The 15,543-nt window shown below is 58.5% G+C and carries 13 protein-coding genes; 1 reads left to right on the top strand and 12 read right to left on the bottom strand.

Annotation, left to right across the window (positions count from 1 at the left end):
* Positions 1–3: 3 nt before the first annotated feature.
* Complete coding sequence (apaH, locus tag MKleb_RS04300) at positions 4–852, top strand: bis(5'-nucleosyl)-tetraphosphatase (symmetrical) ApaH (RefSeq protein ID WP_025106471.1); 849 nt, start codon at positions 4–6, stop codon at positions 850–852.
* Between the two features lie 40 nt (positions 853–892).
* Here apaH and folA read toward each other — a convergent pair whose 3' ends face one another.
* From folA to citC, 12 genes are all read right to left on the bottom strand, one after another.
* The gene (gene folA / locus MKleb_RS04295) at positions 893–1,372 is read right to left on the bottom strand and encodes a type 3 dihydrofolate reductase (protein WP_004098524.1); all 480 of its coding nucleotides are present in this window, start codon (positions 1,370–1,372) and stop codon (positions 893–895) included.
* 197 nt (positions 1,373–1,569) lie between these two features.
* The gene (gene kefC, locus MKleb_RS04290; RefSeq protein ID WP_014227889.1) at positions 1,570–3,435 is read right to left on the bottom strand and encodes a glutathione-regulated potassium-efflux system protein KefC; all 1,866 of its coding nucleotides are present in this window, start codon (positions 3,433–3,435) and stop codon (positions 1,570–1,572) included.
* Complete coding sequence (gene kefF / locus MKleb_RS04285; protein WP_004098522.1) at positions 3,428–3,961, bottom strand: glutathione-regulated potassium-efflux system oxidoreductase KefF; 534 nt, start codon at positions 3,959–3,961, stop codon at positions 3,428–3,430. The genes kefC and kefF overlap by 8 nt, the downstream gene beginning before the upstream one ends.
* 149 nt (positions 3,962–4,110) lie before the next feature.
* Positions 4,111–4,344, bottom strand: coding sequence for a YgdI/YgdR family lipoprotein (locus MKleb_RS04280; RefSeq protein WP_014227888.1), 234 nt, complete (start codon positions 4,342–4,344; stop codon positions 4,111–4,113).
* 388 nt (positions 4,345–4,732) lie between these two features.
* Positions 4,733–7,957 carry a carbamoyl-phosphate synthase large subunit gene (gene carB / locus MKleb_RS04275; protein ID WP_014837385.1) on the bottom strand — a complete coding sequence of 1,075 codons (3,225 nt, stop codon included), beginning with the start codon at positions 7,955–7,957 and terminating at the stop codon, positions 4,733–4,735.
* Between the two features lie 18 nt (positions 7,958–7,975).
* Positions 7,976–9,124 carry a glutamine-hydrolyzing carbamoyl-phosphate synthase small subunit gene (carA, locus tag MKleb_RS04270; RefSeq protein WP_014837384.1) on the bottom strand — a complete coding sequence of 383 codons (1,149 nt, stop codon included), beginning with the start codon at positions 9,122–9,124 and terminating at the stop codon, positions 7,976–7,978.
* 457 nt (positions 9,125–9,581) lie between these two features.
* Positions 9,582–10,403, bottom strand: a complete 822-nt coding sequence (dapB, locus tag MKleb_RS04265) for a 4-hydroxy-tetrahydrodipicolinate reductase (RefSeq protein ID WP_004098517.1) — start codon at positions 10,401–10,403, stop codon at positions 9,582–9,584.
* Positions 10,404–10,648: 245 nt separating this feature from the next.
* Positions 10,649–11,557, bottom strand: coding sequence for a triphosphoribosyl-dephospho-CoA synthase CitG (gene citG, locus MKleb_RS04260; RefSeq protein ID WP_025106470.1), 909 nt, complete (start codon positions 11,555–11,557; stop codon positions 10,649–10,651).
* A gap of 19 nt (positions 11,558–11,576) precedes the next feature.
* Positions 11,577–13,103: a citrate lyase subunit alpha gene (gene citF / locus MKleb_RS04255; protein ID WP_025106469.1), complete on the bottom strand. Its 1,527-nt coding sequence runs from the start codon at positions 13,101–13,103 to the stop codon at positions 11,577–11,579.
* A 10-nt stretch (positions 13,104–13,113) separates the two neighbouring features.
* Complete coding sequence (gene citE / locus MKleb_RS04250; protein WP_025106468.1) at positions 13,114–13,983, bottom strand: citrate (pro-3S)-lyase subunit beta; 870 nt, start codon at positions 13,981–13,983, stop codon at positions 13,114–13,116.
* Complete coding sequence (gene citD / locus MKleb_RS04245) at positions 13,980–14,273, bottom strand: citrate lyase acyl carrier protein (RefSeq protein WP_025106467.1); 294 nt, start codon at positions 14,271–14,273, stop codon at positions 13,980–13,982. Before citD ends, citE begins: the two co-directional genes overlap by 4 nt.
* Positions 14,274–14,302: 29 nt before the next feature.
* The gene (citC, locus tag MKleb_RS04240; RefSeq protein WP_025106466.1) at positions 14,303–15,331 is read right to left on the bottom strand and encodes a [citrate (pro-3S)-lyase] ligase; all 1,029 of its coding nucleotides are present in this window, start codon (positions 15,329–15,331) and stop codon (positions 14,303–14,305) included.
* Positions 15,332–15,543 lie beyond the last annotated feature (212 nt).

The raw sequence follows: 15,543 nt of genomic DNA, 5'->3' as shown, positions 1-15,543 counted from the left end.
AACATGTCTACATACCTTATTGGCGACGTTCACGGTTGCTACGATGAACTGATCGCATTATTAGAGCAGGTGGAGTTTAACCCTGAGACTGATACGCTGTGGCTCACGGGCGACCTGGTCGCGCGCGGTCCCGGTTCGCTCGAAGTACTGCGTTTCGTGAAACAGCTTGGCGATAGCGTACGCCTCGTCCTGGGCAATCATGACCTGCACCTGCTGGCGGTCTTTGCGGGCATTAGCCGCAATAAACCCAAAGATCGGCTGAAATCGCTGCTTGAGGCGCCGGACGCCGACGATCTGCTCAACTGGCTGCGTCGTCAGCCGATGATGCAAATCGATGAAGAGAAAAAGCTGGTCATGGCCCATGCCGGGATCACCCCGCAGTGGGATCTGGAAACCGCCAAACAGTGCGCCCGCGATGTGGAAGCCGTACTTGCCAGCGACTCCTATCCGTTCTTCCTCGATGCGATGTACGGCGATATGCCGAACAACTGGAGCAACGAACTCAGCGGCCTGGCGCGCCTGCGCTTTATCTCCAACGCCTTTACCCGCATGCGCTACTGCTTCCCGAACGGGCAGCTGGATATGTACGCCAAGGAGGCGCCGGAAAACGCGCCCGCGCCGCTCAAGCCGTGGTTTGCTATTCCCGGGCCGGTGGCCAGCGAGTACAGCATTGCCTTCGGTCATTGGGCTTCGCTGGAAGGGAAAGGCACGCCGGAAGGGATTTACGCGCTGGATACCGGCTGCTGCTGGGGCGGCGATCTGACCTGCCTGCGCTGGGAAGATAAAACGTACTTCACGCAGCGATCGAACCGGCAGACCAATCTTGATGAAGGCGAGGCGATCGCCTCCTGAAGAGAGTCACCCCGGTGAGCGAACGTCACCGGGGAAAACCTTAGCGGCGCTCCAGAATCTCGAAGCAGTAGCTATGGGAATTCTGCGCATCGGCATCGTGGAACTCGCTGAATACCGACTCCCACTCATCCGGATCGTAATCCGGGAAGTGGGTATCCCCTTCCACTTCCGCATCAATATGGGTCAGATAGAGCTTGTGCGCTTTCGGCAGGAACTGCTCGTACACGCGTCCGCCGCCGATCACCATCATCTCTTCCACGTCGCCGCAGGCGGCAATGGCTTCATCGACCGATTTGACCCACTGCACGCGATCGTCGGTGCCGGGCTGGCTGCTAATCACGATATTTTTACGCCCCGGTAACGGACGACCGATGGATTCCCAGGTAAGACGTCCCATCACTACCGGTTTGTTTAAGGTATTGCGCTTAAACCAGGCGAGATCGGCAGGCAGATTCCATGGCATGGCGTTTTCCATACCAATGACGCGATCTACCGCTAACGCCGCAATCAGACTGATCATTGAATAATTCCCGAATGCAAAAAATTGTCGCCACTATACGGAAAGCGTAATACTTCGTCGACTGGGCGAAGAGTAAAGAATCAGAAAATTTTAAGATTTGCTGGCGAGCCCACGTAAGCCCCGTGAGCCGCCAGGCAGGATTTAAATTGAAAACAAAATGTTACTTGTAAAGCTAACGTAACACCCTGAATTCTCCCTTATGCCGAGGGCTTATTTTGCGGCTCATCGGCGATGTCACCGGTATGCCGTCCCTCTTCCGTTCCTTGCCAGCCGTGACGCTGAACCAGCGATAAATGATTGCGGTCTTCGTTGATAATGCCGGTCAGCATATCGCTGGTGCGCTTGAATACCGCCACCCGGGAAGCCGCGTCGTTTTCCGCCATCGCCACCATCTCTTCCACCATTTGCAGATTGAAACGGCGGAACAGATCGGCCCGTTCGCGGGCCTCGTAGGCGCCCAGGCCCAGCGCCTCCAGCGTCATGCGTCCGGACTTCAGCGCCGCTTCGAAGGTTTCACGCTCCGGCGCTTCGACCCCGGCCTGGCGCAGCTTGATGTAATGATCGACATCGCGGGCGCGGGAGATGATCTGCAGATGCGGGAAATGCTCTTTTGCCAGCTCCGCCAGCTGCAGGTTCGTCTGCGGATCGTCGATGGCGTTAATCAGCACTTCCGCCTTTTCCGCCCCCGCCGACTCCAGCAGGTCCACCCGCGTCGCATCGCCGTAGAACACCTTCATATCAAATTTACGCAGGGTGTCGACGTGGTCAGGATCGTGATCGAGAATGACCATCTTCACCCCGCTGGAGAGCAGTACGCGGCCGGCGATCTGCCCGTAACGGCCAAAGCCGGCGATAATCACCCGCGGCTGCTCTTCGTCAATTTCATCGGCTTCGCGCTCCTGGCCGCTGGCGGATTTCTCCAGGCGGGTCAGCAGCACCAGCAGGATTGGCGTGGCCGCCATTGATAGCGCCACCGCGAGGGTCAGCGCCTTCGCCCATTCGCCGTCCAGGACATCGGCCATCTGCGCCGCGCCGAAGACCACAAAGGCGAATTCGCTCCCCTGCCCCAGCAGCACCGCAAACCAGCGGCGCTGGGCGCGCGGAACGCCTAACGGCCGGGCGATCAGCCACAGCATCAGGGATTTAATGACCAGGAATCCCACCAGCAGAATCAGGATCCGCAGCGGATGCGTCACCAGGGTACCGAAGTCGATAGACATCCCGACGCCGATAAAAAACAGCCCCAGCAGCAGGCCCTTAAACGGTTCAATATCGCTCTCCAGGGCGTGGCGGTACTCCGAGCTCGCCAGCAGCACGCCGGCGAGGAAGGCCCCCATCGCCATCGACAGCCCGACCTCTTCCAGCAGCAGCCCGAAGCCAAACACCAGGAACAGCGCCACGGCGCTGAAGACTTCACGCAGGCCGGAGCGCGCGACAAAACGCAGCATCGGCCGGGTCAGATAGCGTCCGAGCGCCACCACCAGCGCCAGCGCGCCCGCCACTTTCAGGGCCGAGAGCGCAAACGCGCCCAGCGTCGTCGAGCCGCCGCTCGCCGCCAGCAGCGGGATCATCGCCACCAGAGGAATGGCCGCGATATCCTGGAACAGCAGCACCGCAAAGGCGCTGCGGCCCAGCTGGGTAACCGTCAGGTTACGTTCGTTCATCGCCTGCATAGCGATCGCCGTTGAGGAGAGCGCCAGGGTCATACCAATCAGCTCGGCAACCTGCCAGCGCAGACCCAGCGACATGCAGAACAGGCCAATCAGCACGCCGCAGACGACCATCTGCAGCGCCCCGCCGCCGAACACCGAGGCGCGCAGTTTCCACAGCCGCTGGGGATCGAGCTCAAGACCGATAACGAAAAGCATCAGCACCACGCCGATTTCCGCAAAGTGCAGAATCGACTCGGCGTCGGTGACCAGCCGCAGCCCCCACGGGCCAATAATACAGCCGGCAATTAAGTAGCCGAGCACCGACCCCAGCCCAAGGCGTACGGCAATCGGCACGATCAGCGCGGCGGATCCTAAATAGATGAGCGCCTGTATCAGCGTATGGCTATCCATTATTGTGCGCCTCCTGCCATTCGATTAAACGTTGACGGTAGTGGCGCGCCTGCGCCTGAAGGGTTTCGTCATCGCAGATAAAAGTGCAATGCATCGCGAACGGCGGCAGCCATTTCATGCCGCAATACAGCGCGGTCGCCTGCAGCGGCTGCGCCAGGACGTCGAAACCGGGGAAGGAACCAATATCAAAATGGCTTTCGCCGCCGCCGGTGGTCACCGCCCACATCAGCGATTTACCGCGCAGCGCGATACCGTTGTGCCCGTATGCCCAGCCGTGCGCCAGCACTTTGTCCATCCACAGCTTGAGCAGCGGCGGCACGCTGTACCACTGCATCGGATGCTGCCAGATGACCAGATCGGCACGGGCCAGCGCCGCCTGCTCGGCAGCGATATCGATATTGAAATCGGGGTAAAGTTGATAGAGAGAGCGTATCTCGACGCCGTCAAGCGTCCCTGCCTGCTCAAGCATCCGCTTATTCGCATGCGAGTGCTGCGGATAAGGGTGCGCATAAATTATGAGGATCATTGATTAGCCTGCGTTAGCTCTTGTTGTAATCAGCAAGAGTGTAGACAGTTAATCGAACCGCTTACAGTGATAAGTGTGATTTATCTCTCGTTCAGGGCGAGGATCGGTCAGGCAGGCGTGACCCCGCGGTACGGGGCCGTGGATAATGCTTAGTTATCCAGTTCGTCCATGGACTTAACCTGATCGCGATTGATCTGCTCGGTGCGGCCGGTTTCCGCGTTTTTGTAGGACACCAGGCCGGTGTCGTCATCCACCTGCGGTTTGCCATCGGTGACAATGGTTTTTCCGTCGGTCGTTTTTAGCGACTGATTAGATGAACAGCCGGCCACGGTGAAAAGTGCGGCAGCGGCGAAGATAGCAGCGGTGAGGGGCTTGTTGTGCATGGTGTTTCTCTCCCGTTATTAAGAGCCTATCCCATTAGGACTATTTCACTTGCCATTTTGGACCTGGGCAGTGCTCGAAATCCTCACGTACTACGTGTACGCTCCGGTTTCTCCGCGCTGTCCGTATCCAAACTGGCTGCGCCAATAACGCCTACTGGGATAGGCTCTAAGTCATATTCATTATCACCCTAACCACTTTAGGCTAGCTGACTGTCCGGCGAGAGAAAACCAGAACTCTCCGAAGTGGCCTGTTAACGCCGATCCCCCTGTTTTTGTTCGACGTTCAGCGCCGCGGGGAGCGTCACTTTATTCCGCCCAGGCTTATCGTCACGCAAAAAAAAGCGCCTCCGGCGTTGGCCACCGGAGGCGCTTTTACTGGCAGATAATATTACTTTTTAATCTGCGCGTGCATTTCCTGCACCGAGGTCACTTTTTCCATCGCGTTGGCATTCAGCGCCATTGCGGTCGCGAAACCGCCGTTCAGCGTGGTGTCGTAGTGCACTTTGTATTGCAGGGCGCTGCGGCGAATCAGCTTGGAGTCTTCAATCGCCTGGCGGCCCGCGGTGGTGTTGATGATGTAGGTGTATTCGCCATTCTTGATGCGGTCCTGAATGTGCGGACGGCCTTCATGCACCTTGTTCACCAGACGCGGGTTGATGCCGGCTTCGCCCAGCACAATCGCGGTACCGTGGGTCGCATCCAGCTCGAAACCAAACTTCAGCAGTTTTGCCGCCAGATCCACCACGCGCTCTTTGTCGCCTTCGCGAACGGAGAGCAGCGCGCGTCCCTGTTTCTTCATCGTCGAGTTGCTGCCCAGCTGCGCCTTGGCGAACGCTTCCGCGAAGGTGCGGCCTACGCCCATGACTTCACCGGTAGAGCGCATTTCTGGCCCTAACAGCGGGTCAACGCCCGGGAATTTGTTAAACGGCAGCACCACCTCTTTCACCGAATAGTACGGTGGGATGATCTCTTTCGTGACGCCCTGCTGAGCCAGCGTTTTGCCCGCCATCACGCGCGCCGCGACTTTCGCCAGCGGTACGCCGGTGGCTTTCGAGACGAACGGGACGGTACGCGCCGCGCGCGGGTTGACTTCAATCAGGTAGACTTCGTTGTTTTTGACCGCAAACTGCACGTTCATCAGGCCGCGCACCTGCAGCTCAAAGGCCAGCTTCTGCACCTGCTCGCGCATCACGTCCTGAATTTCCTGGCTCAGGGTGTAGGCCGGCAGCGAACACGCGGAGTCGCCGGAGTGCACGCCCGCCTGCTCGATATGCTCCATGATGCCGCCAATCAGCACCATTTCGCCGTCGCAGATCGCATCGACGTCGACTTCAACCGCATCGTCAAGGAAGCGGTCCAGCAGCACCGGCGCATCGTTAGAGACGCTGACGGCGGTCTGGAAGTAGCGACGCAGGTCGATTTCGTCGTAGACGATTTCCATCGCGCGGCCGCCGAGAACGTAGGACGGACGCACCACCAGCGGGTAGCCAATCTCTTTCGCCTTTTCGACCGCCATTTCGATCGCGGTCACGGTGGCGTTCGCCGGCTGCTTCAGCTTCAGGCGGTCAACCGCGTGCTGGAAGCGCTCGCGGTCTTCCGCACGGTCGATGGCATCCGGGCTGGTGCCGATAACCGGCACGCCTGCCGCTTCCAGCGCGCGCGCCAGCTTCAGCGGCGTCTGGCCGCCGTACTGCACGATAACGCCTTTCGGCTTCTCAATGCGCACGATTTCCAGCACGTCTTCCAGCGTCACCGGCTCAAAGTAGAGGCGGTCGGAGGTGTCGTAGTCGGTAGAGACGGTTTCCGGGTTACAGTTGACCATAATGGTCTCGTAGCCGTCTTCGCGCAGCGCCAGGGAGGCATGGACGCAGCAGTAGTCGAACTCGATGCCCTGGCCGATACGGTTCGGGCCACCGCCGAGCACCATGATTTTGTCGCGGTCAACGGACGGGTTGGCTTCGCACTCGTCTTCATAAGTGGAGTACATGTAGGCGGTGTCGGTAGCGAATTCCGCCGCGCAGGTATCCACGCGCTTGTAGACCGGGTGCAGGTCATACTGGTCGCGCAGCTTGCGGATTTCCGCTTCGCGCACGCCAGCCAGCTTCGCCAGACGCGCATCGGCAAAGCCTTTACGCTTGAGCTGACGCAGGAAGTCGGCGTCGAGGCCGGTAATACCGACTTCAGCCACTTTCTCTTCCAGACGCACCAGCTCTTCAATCTGCACCAGGAACCAGCGGTCGATATTGGTCAGGTTGAACACGCCATCAACGGAGAGGCCCGCGCGGAAAGCGTCAGCGATGTACCAGATACGCTCAGCGCCCGCGTCTTTCAGCTCGCGGCGAATCTTGGTCAACGCTTCCGGGTCATCGAGGCTCACTTTCGGGTCGAAACCGGTAGCGCCCACTTCCAGGCCGCGCAGCGCTTTCTGCAGGGACTCCTGCTGGGTACGGCCAATCGCCATCACTTCGCCCACCGACTTCATCTGGGTGGTCAGACGGTCGTTCGCGCCGACGAATTTTTCAAAGTTGAAGCGTGGGATTTTGGTCACGACGTAGTCGATGGACGGCTCAAACGACGCCGGGGTGCGGCCGCCGGTGATATCGTTCATCAGCTCATCAAGGGTGTAACCAACCGCCAGCTTCGCCGCCACTTTAGCGATCGGGAAGCCGGTGGCTTTCGAGGCCAGCGCCGAGGAGCGGGAGACGCGCGGGTTCATTTCGATAACGATCAGGCGACCATCTTTCGGGTTCACCGAGAACTGAACGTTGGAGCCGCCGGTTTCTACGCCGATTTCACGCAGTACCGCCATCGAAGCGTTACGCATGATTTGGTACTCTTTGTCGGTCAGGGTCTGCGCCGGCGCCACGGTGATGGAGTCGCCGGTGTGGATGCCCATCGCGTCGAAGTTTTCGATGGAGCAGACGATGATGCAGTTGTCGTTTTTATCACGCACTACTTCCATCTCGTACTCTTTCCAGCCGATCAGCGATTCATCAATCAGCAGCTCGTTGGTCGGGGAGAGATCCAGACCGCGTTCGCAGATCTCTTCGAACTCTTCGCGGTTGTAGGCGATACCGCCGCCGGTGCCGCCCATCGTAAAGGACGGACGGATGATGCACGGGAAGCCAACTTCAGCGGCAACCGCCAGCGCTTCTTCCATGGTATGCGCGATACCGGAACGCGCGGTATCGAGACCGATTTTCTTCATCGCCACGTCGAAACGGCGGCGGTCTTCGGCTTTATCAATCGCGTCGGCGGTCGCGCCAATCATGGTCACGCCGAACTCGGCCAGCACGCCCTGACGCTCCAGCTCCAGCGCGCAGTTCAGCGCCGTCTGGCCGCCCATGGTCGGCAGAACCGCATCCGGACGCTCTTTCTCAATGATCTTGCGCACCACTTCCCAGTGAATCGGCTCGATGTAGGTGGCATCAGCCATTTCCGGGTCGGTCATGATAGTGGCCGGGTTAGAGTTCACCAGAATAACGCGGTAGCCCTCTTCGCGCAGCGCTTTACACGCCTGGGCGCCGGAGTAGTCAAACTCGCACGCCTGACCGATAACAATCGGGCCCGCGCCCAGAATCAGGATGCTTTTTATATCTGTACGTTTTGGCATGGCTCTCTTAACTCCTGATTATTTCGCGGACTGACGGTACTGCTCAATTAATTCGATAAAATGGTCGAACAGCGGTGCGGCATCGTGCGGGCCGGGGCTCGCCTCCGGATGTCCCTGGAAGCTGAACGCCGGTTTATCGGTACGGTGAATCCCCTGCAGGGTGCCGTCGAACAGCGACTTGTGGGTCACGCGCAGGTGGGCGGGCATAGACGCCTCATCCACCGCAAAGCCGTGGTTCTGCGCGGTGATCATCACCACGTTATTATCAATATCTTTTACCGGATGGTTGCCGCCGTGGTGGCCGAACTTCATCTTCACGGTCTTCGCGCCGCTCGCCAGGGCCAGCAGCTGGTGGCCGAGGCAGATGCCGAATACCGGAATATCGGTCTCCAGGAACTTCTCAATCGCTGCGATAGCGTAGTCGCAGGGCGCCGGGTCGCCGGGACCGTTGGACAGGAAGATACCGTCCGGATTCATCTTCAGCACCTCTTCAGCGGAGGTCTTTGCCGGCACCACCGTCAGACGGCAGCCGCGATCGACCAGCATGCGCAGGATGTTGCGCTTGGCACCGAAATCGTAGGCCACCACGTGGAACGGCAGCTCGCTTTCCGCTTTAGCTTCCGGCAGGTCGCCCGCCAGCGTCCAGCTCCCCTGCGTCCAGCTGTAGGTTTCTGCGGTGGTCACTTCCTTCGCCAGATCCATGCCGTTGAGGCCCGGGAAAGCTTTCGCTTTTTCCAGCGCCAGCTGCGCATCCGGGCTATCGCCGGCGATGATGCAGCCGTTCTGCGCGCCTTTTTCGCGCAGCAGGCGGGTCAGCTTACGGGTATCGATATCGGCAATCGCCACGATATTGTGGCGCTTCAGATAAGAAGAGAGGTCTTCGGTATTGCGGAAGTTGCTGGCAATCAGCGGCAGATCGCGAATGACCAGACCCTGCGCATGTACCTGAGAAGATTCTTCATCGGCGGCATTGGTGCCGACGTTGCCGATATGGGGATAAGTTAGAGTGACGATTTGGCGGGAATAGGAAGGATCAGTGAGGATTTCTTGATAACCGGTCATTGAAGTATTGAAAACGACTTCCCCAACCGCCGTGCCGGTAGCCCCAATGGCCCGACCGTGAAACTGGGTTCCGTCTTCCAGAACCAATAGCGCTGACTTAATCAAAACACCCTCCAGAGAATATCCACTCACTTTATTTGCATATTAATTCATAATGTAGATCTGAATCAATGCAAATCTGTTGCCCGCAGAATTTTGGCAAACGGCGGCATTCTGGAGAGATGGCGGGTAAAAGTCAACTTAAAGCGGATATTTTTAATCTTGTTTCAGGCCACTATTCAGTAATACCTGCCTTAACGGGCAAAAAGATCACCTAACTCGCCCGGGAAAACGCTTGCGGAGGAGGATGTTTGTAAAATCGCCGGGCAGGGATTGAAAAAGTAGACCATATGGTCAAAATTTACAATAAAACAACAAAAACAAGGCGGATAAGATAGTATTTTTCAGGCTTGGCGATAAAAAACAGGTTAAACACCAAAAATAAAAAAGGGCAATAAAACATTGCCCCTTGCAATCAATTACTTATTGAAAGCAATAACCACATCACGATGGGTAATAATCGTTATAAAGAGTTCAATTCAAGCACGTCACGCATATCAAAAAGACCGTTTTTCTTGCCTTTTAGCCATAAAGCGGAACGAACGGCACCATTTGCGAAAGTCATCCGACTGGAAGCCTTATGGCTGATTTCAATACGTTCGCCGATATCCGCAAACATCGCCGTATGTTCGCCGACGATATCCCCGGCGCGCACGGTCGCAAAGCCGATGGTGCCGGGAACGCGTTCGCCGGTATAGCCTTCGCGACTGTAGACCGCACACGCTTTCAGATCTTTATCCAGCGCTCCGGCAATCGCCTCGCCCATCGCCAGCGCCGTACCCGATGGCGCATCCACTTTGTGACGATGATGCGCTTCGATAATCTCAATATCGGTATAGTCGCCCATCACCTTCGCCGCTTTTTCCAGCAGCTTAAGCATCACGTTGACGCCGACGCTGAAGTTGGCGGCAAACACGATGGCGATCTCCTGCGAAGCGTCGCGAATCGCCTGCTTCCCGGCGTCGTCAAACCCGGTGGTGCCGATAACCATGCCTTTGCCGTGTTGACGGCAAAACGCAAGATGGGCCAGCGTGCCTTCCGGGCGGGTAAAATCGATGAAAACGTCAAAATCGTCTTTTACCGCCTCGAGGCTGCTTTGCACCACCACCCCTGACCTGCCCGCGCCCGCCAGCTCGCCCGCATCGCTGCCGAGCAGCGAGGAACCTTCGCGCTCCAGCGCCGCGCCAAGCGCCGCGCCGTCCATCTGTTGTACCGCCTGAATTAACTGGCGTCCCATCCGGCCGCCCGCGCCCGCGATGGCCACGCGGATTTGTGCATCATGCATAGCTATTCTCTTTTGTTAACACTACGTAAATTGTTTTCAGAGTAACCAGCTCATCGATGGGCCGCTACTCAAAAACACCGATAATTAGAAATTTATGACAAACTGCCGCCGATATCAGTAAAAACTATAAGATTGTGCCGGGAATTTGCCGTGGTGTAGTGAGAAGCGAGGAGCGCGCGCAGTCCGCAACCCCGGCCCGGCCCTGTATGGCCAATCCGGGGAATACGGCGACAGAAAAGCAGCGATTAGTGCAGGAACAGCTCGCCGGCCGGGAAACCGGACAGGAACCAGGTGACCGCCAGCAGGTCGGCGCTACCGCCCGGGCTAAGGTGGCGAATAATCAGCTCATCATCCAGCCGGCGCAGCGCCTCCAGCCCGCCGTCGGTCAGCACCCCGCCTTCCCACAGCAGCTTTTGCGCCTGCTGCTGCACAAAATTGAGCCCTTCCAGCCCGCCGCGCGACACCAGATTGGTATCGTCATTCCAGGCCATCAGGTGCAGCAGAGTCTGCAGTAACGCCAGATTGGTATCGCCGGTGTCCGCCATAACGCGATTGAAGACCGGCATCGCCTGGGTGCGCACGGTGCGAAAGCCGCTTTCCGCTTCGCCTCTGGCGCCGGAGAGCCCGTAGCGCAGGAAATGCCCTTCGCCTTTACTGACCTTCATTCCTTCTGGAGAGGAGAGCTCGCGCCCGACCAGGCCGCGGCAGAAACGGGCCACCCGATCGCAAACCCGGTGCTGTTCAACCGGCTCCCCTCTGGCCACCAGCCTTCCCGCCGCCGCGCTGAGCAGGCCAAAAGCGAAGATCGCGCCGCGATGGGTATTCACCCCGCCGGTAGCCTCCAGCATATCCGTCTCGCACGCCATGCCCACCGGACGCAGCATCGTCAATACCTGCTCCGGCGTGATATTGGCCGTGTCGTGGCCCATAATGAAAAACTTCTCCATCCATGGCGCGACAGCCGCCGTGCTGGCCTCAAAAGAGGCCAGATCCATATCCCGATGCGCGCCGGCGTTACGAATATCCACCAGGCCCGGTTTCGGCGTCAGGCGGACTTCGGTCAGCAGCGCCCGTTCCACGCGAGAAACTATCTCCTCCGCCGTCACCGTTTGACGGCTCAACGGGCGACGCTGGCTTATCATCACTTCGCTCATGCCTTTCTCCTCAGCGCGTTTAACCGGCGCTTTTAACCTGATGAATGACATCAATCACTGACCCGTCGCGATAGCGCACCACGGCCACCACCCGATCGGTGAAGGCGATCGGGTCAGGCTTGCCGGTCAACAGTTCGGCGCGCTGCTGCAGCTCTTCAATGGTCAGCAGCGGGATACCCGCGTTACGCAGGTTATCAATCAGGTCCTGACGCGCCGGGTTGACGGCGATACCGTGATCGGTGACCAGCACATCCACGCTGGCGCCCGGCGTCACGCAAGTCAGCACCTTCTCCACCACGCACGGAATGCGCCCACGCACCAGCGGCGCGGTGATAATGGTTAAATCCGCGCCCGCCGCCGTATCGCTGTGGCCGCCGGACGCGCCGCGCAGCACGCCGTTGGAGCCGGTCATCACGTTAACGTTGAATCCGGTATCGATCTCCAGCGCGCTCAGCATCACCACGTTCAGGCGTTCGCAGGAGACGCCTTTCGAACCGGGATTGGCGTACTGATTAGCGGAAATTTCAATATGGTTAGGGTTATTGGCCAGCGAACGCGCGGCATCGCCGTCAAAAGACTGGGTATCCAGCAGCGCTTTGATCAGCCCCTTTTCGTGCAGATCGACCATCGTGCCGGTGATCCCGCCCAGACCAAAGCTGGCGGTAATGTTGTTACGACGCATCTTATCTTCGAGGAAACGGGTCACCGCCAGCGATGCGCCGCCGGTCCCCGTCTGCAAAGAGAAACCGTCTTTGAAATAGCCAGAGTGTTCGATCACTTTCGCCGCCTGGCGGGCGATCAGCAGTTCGCGCGGGTTGCTGGTCAAACGGATCGCCCCGGCGGTGATTTTCGCCGGATCGCCGACCTCATCGACCTGCACAATCAGATCCACCCGATCCTGGGCGATGCTGGCCGGATAGTTTGGATAATCTACCCACTCTTCGGTGAGCAGCACCACGCATCCGGCGGCCTCGGCATCCACTCTGGCGTAGCCCAGAGATCCGCAGCGGGATTTACCGCTAAAGCCGTTGGCGTTGCCATATTCATCGCAGCACGGCACGCCGAGGAACGCCACATCAATGCGTAGCTCACCGGTTTGCACTAAATGCGCCCGGCCGCCGTGAGAGTGGATTTGTACCGGGTTTTCCATCAGGCCGGCGGAGATCGCTTCCCCCAGCTTACCGCGCAGACCCGAGGTGTAAATCTGCCGGATCACGCCATTCTTAATATGCTCAATCAGCGGCCAGTGGGCATCGATAAGCGAGCTTGAAGCCAGCGTCAGATCGCGAAAACCCATCTCAGCCAGCTTCGCCACCACCATATTGACCACCTTGTCGCCGCCGCGGAAGGCGTGGTGAAAAGAGATGGTCATGCCGTTTTGCAGCCCGGAACGGCGAATCGCCTCCTCCAGCGAGGCGCAGATTTTACGCTGCCGCTTTTCGCTTTCGCTGGCCAGCCACGGGCTCTGCGCCGTCACGCCCGCATAGGGCGCTAATCCTTCCGGCATCACGTACTGCTGATTAAGCATTGCTACGGTCTCTTTCATTATTTACTCCTTAATCACGAATGCCGGAAGCCGACAGCGCCACGACTTTGCGCGCATGATCGATAATCGGTCCATCTATCATCTTGCCGTTCAGCGATACCACGCCCAGACCGCGCGCTTCCGCCTCTTCCGCCGCCGCGATCACCTCCCGCGCATGTTCAACGTCTTTCAGCGTGGGGGCATAAACCTGGTGCAGCAGCTCAATCTGGCGCGGGTTAACCAGCGATTTACCGTTAAAGCCAAGATTCTTCGCCAGATTCGCTTCCGCGAGGAAACCCTCTTCATTGTTAATATCCGACCACACCACGTCGTACGCCGCGATCCCGGCGACGCGCGCCGCGTGCAGCACCGCGCAGCGGGCGTAAAACAGCTCGGTGCCGTCGCCGCGGCTGGTGCCCATATCCATAACGTAATCGAAGGCCGCCAGCGCGATGGCCGACAGGCGCGGGCTGGCGCGAGCGATCTCAACCGCGTTCACTACGCCCAGCGCCGACTCTATCGCCGCCATTAATTTCGTGCTGCCCACTTCCCGGCCGCATTCGCGCTCAATCCGCTCGACCTGCGCTTCCAGCTCATGGATATCTTCTTTGCTATCGGTTTTCGGCAGGCGCACCATATCGACGCCCGCGCGCACCACCGCCTCAAGGTCGGCGAGACCAAACGGCGTGCTGAGCGGGTTAATGCGCACCACGGTTTCCACATCCCGGTAGAGCGGATGCTGTAGCGCATGATGCACCAGCAGGCGGGCGGTATCTTTTTCACGGAGCGAGACGGCATCTTCGAGGTCGAACATCACCGCATCAGCGCCGTAAACAAATGAGGTGCTTAACATCGCGGCGTTGGCGCCGGGGATAAACAGCATACTGCGACGAGGTTTCATAGCTGACTCCAGTGCGGTTGAGATTGTTGCGCCGCGCGCAGCGCCGCGGCCTGAACCCGAGCCTTTAGTACGCATTCGAGCGCGCCTTTATCATCGACGACGACGTTCGCCCGGGTAACGCCAAGCTGCGTCAGCGTCTCTCTGACCACCCGCTCAATCGCCGCGCCAAACTGCTGCTTCACAATGCTATCGATTTCAAGCTGAATACCTGGCTCATTCGCAGGCCCGATCCTGACCATCACATCGCTGGATTCCAGCGTGCCGGCCAGGGCGTCAATCATTATTTCCATAGAGGCTGATCCTTAGTTATGGAGGTAAATCAGGCGGTTTGGTGTTCGCTTTCCGCCAGATGCATCAGAAAAGAGAGGGTTCCCGGCGGCACCAGCGGCGCAATCGACGACCACTGGCGCTGCTGATACAGCCTGCGCACCCGGGAAGCGGAAATGGGCGCGCCCTCTTTCTCAACCCGCGCCAGCTCAACCACCTGAATCGCCGGCGCGTCGCCGGGCGCTTCCAGCAGCTGGCGCATGCGCTGGTTGTAGCGACGGGTTAATTCACACAGCGGTTCGCTGCCGACAAAGCGGTGGGTCACCCCCAGCGCCGGGGCTAAACGTTCGCGGAAGAGCTGCAGATCGATCTGGCTGTGGCAATCGTCAACCACGCCTTTGTCTTTAAGGAAGTAGCCGGGAAAAGTGGCGCGCGAGATCAGATAGGCCGACCCCGGATGCAGGGTCACGTTAGCGATCCCGGCGATCCCCTGTTCAATCAGCGCCACGCGATCGCGGTAGCGGAAAAACGAAGCATCCTCCTTCACCACGAACAGATGCAGCCAGTCGCAGCGTTGAGCCGCCTGCTCCACCAGCCAACGATGCCCCAGGGTAAAGGGATTGGCGTTCATCACGATGGCGCCGATTTTTTCGCCGGGCTGGCGATACATCGTAAGCTGGCGGCAATAGCGGGCCAGACGTTCGCGGCTATTTTCCATTAACACGGCCTGCTCCCCCGCGCGGGCGATAGGCCAGAACCCGGCGCAGGAGAAGAGCGCCGCGTTATAGGGTTTAGTGAACAGAAACAGTTCGCTGCGGCCCAGCTCATACGCCAGGGTCATCAGTTCAGTCAGCAGCTTCAGGCTGAGCCCTTCCCCCTGCAGCGACGGGTCGACGGCAATACACTTCAGAACGCATCCGGCAATGGCGCCGCAGCCGACAATGCGCCGCTGGTACTCGACGATAATCGCCCATTCGCAGTCCGCCTCCAGCGAGAGCTGGTGCTGATGAAGAAAGAGGTCAACGGCCTCTCGCCGCCGGGGGTCGAGCTGTACCGCGACGCGTTTTACTATCAGATTCATTTTTTTCGCGCTTCATTGACCAAAACGAGCTGTATTTCGCCATCGTTCCCGCAGCGGTTCTTTTATTTCAATCACATTTTTCCGCGTACCTTAATTGGCTTTATGGTTTTTATGTTGTTAATTAATTCAGAAGAATAAAAACAATTAAATTAATTAAAAACACGACTAATCAGTGAAGATAATCACATATCGCCGGGGAACATATTTATTAT

The organism is Klebsiella sp. PL-2018, from assembly GCF_019048985.1.
GTDB classification, from domain to species: domain Bacteria; phylum Pseudomonadota; class Gammaproteobacteria; order Enterobacterales; family Enterobacteriaceae; genus Klebsiella; species Klebsiella michiganensis.
The sequence above is the reverse complement of the archived record's forward strand: the minus strand, read 5'-3'. Positions and strand labels throughout refer to the sequence as shown.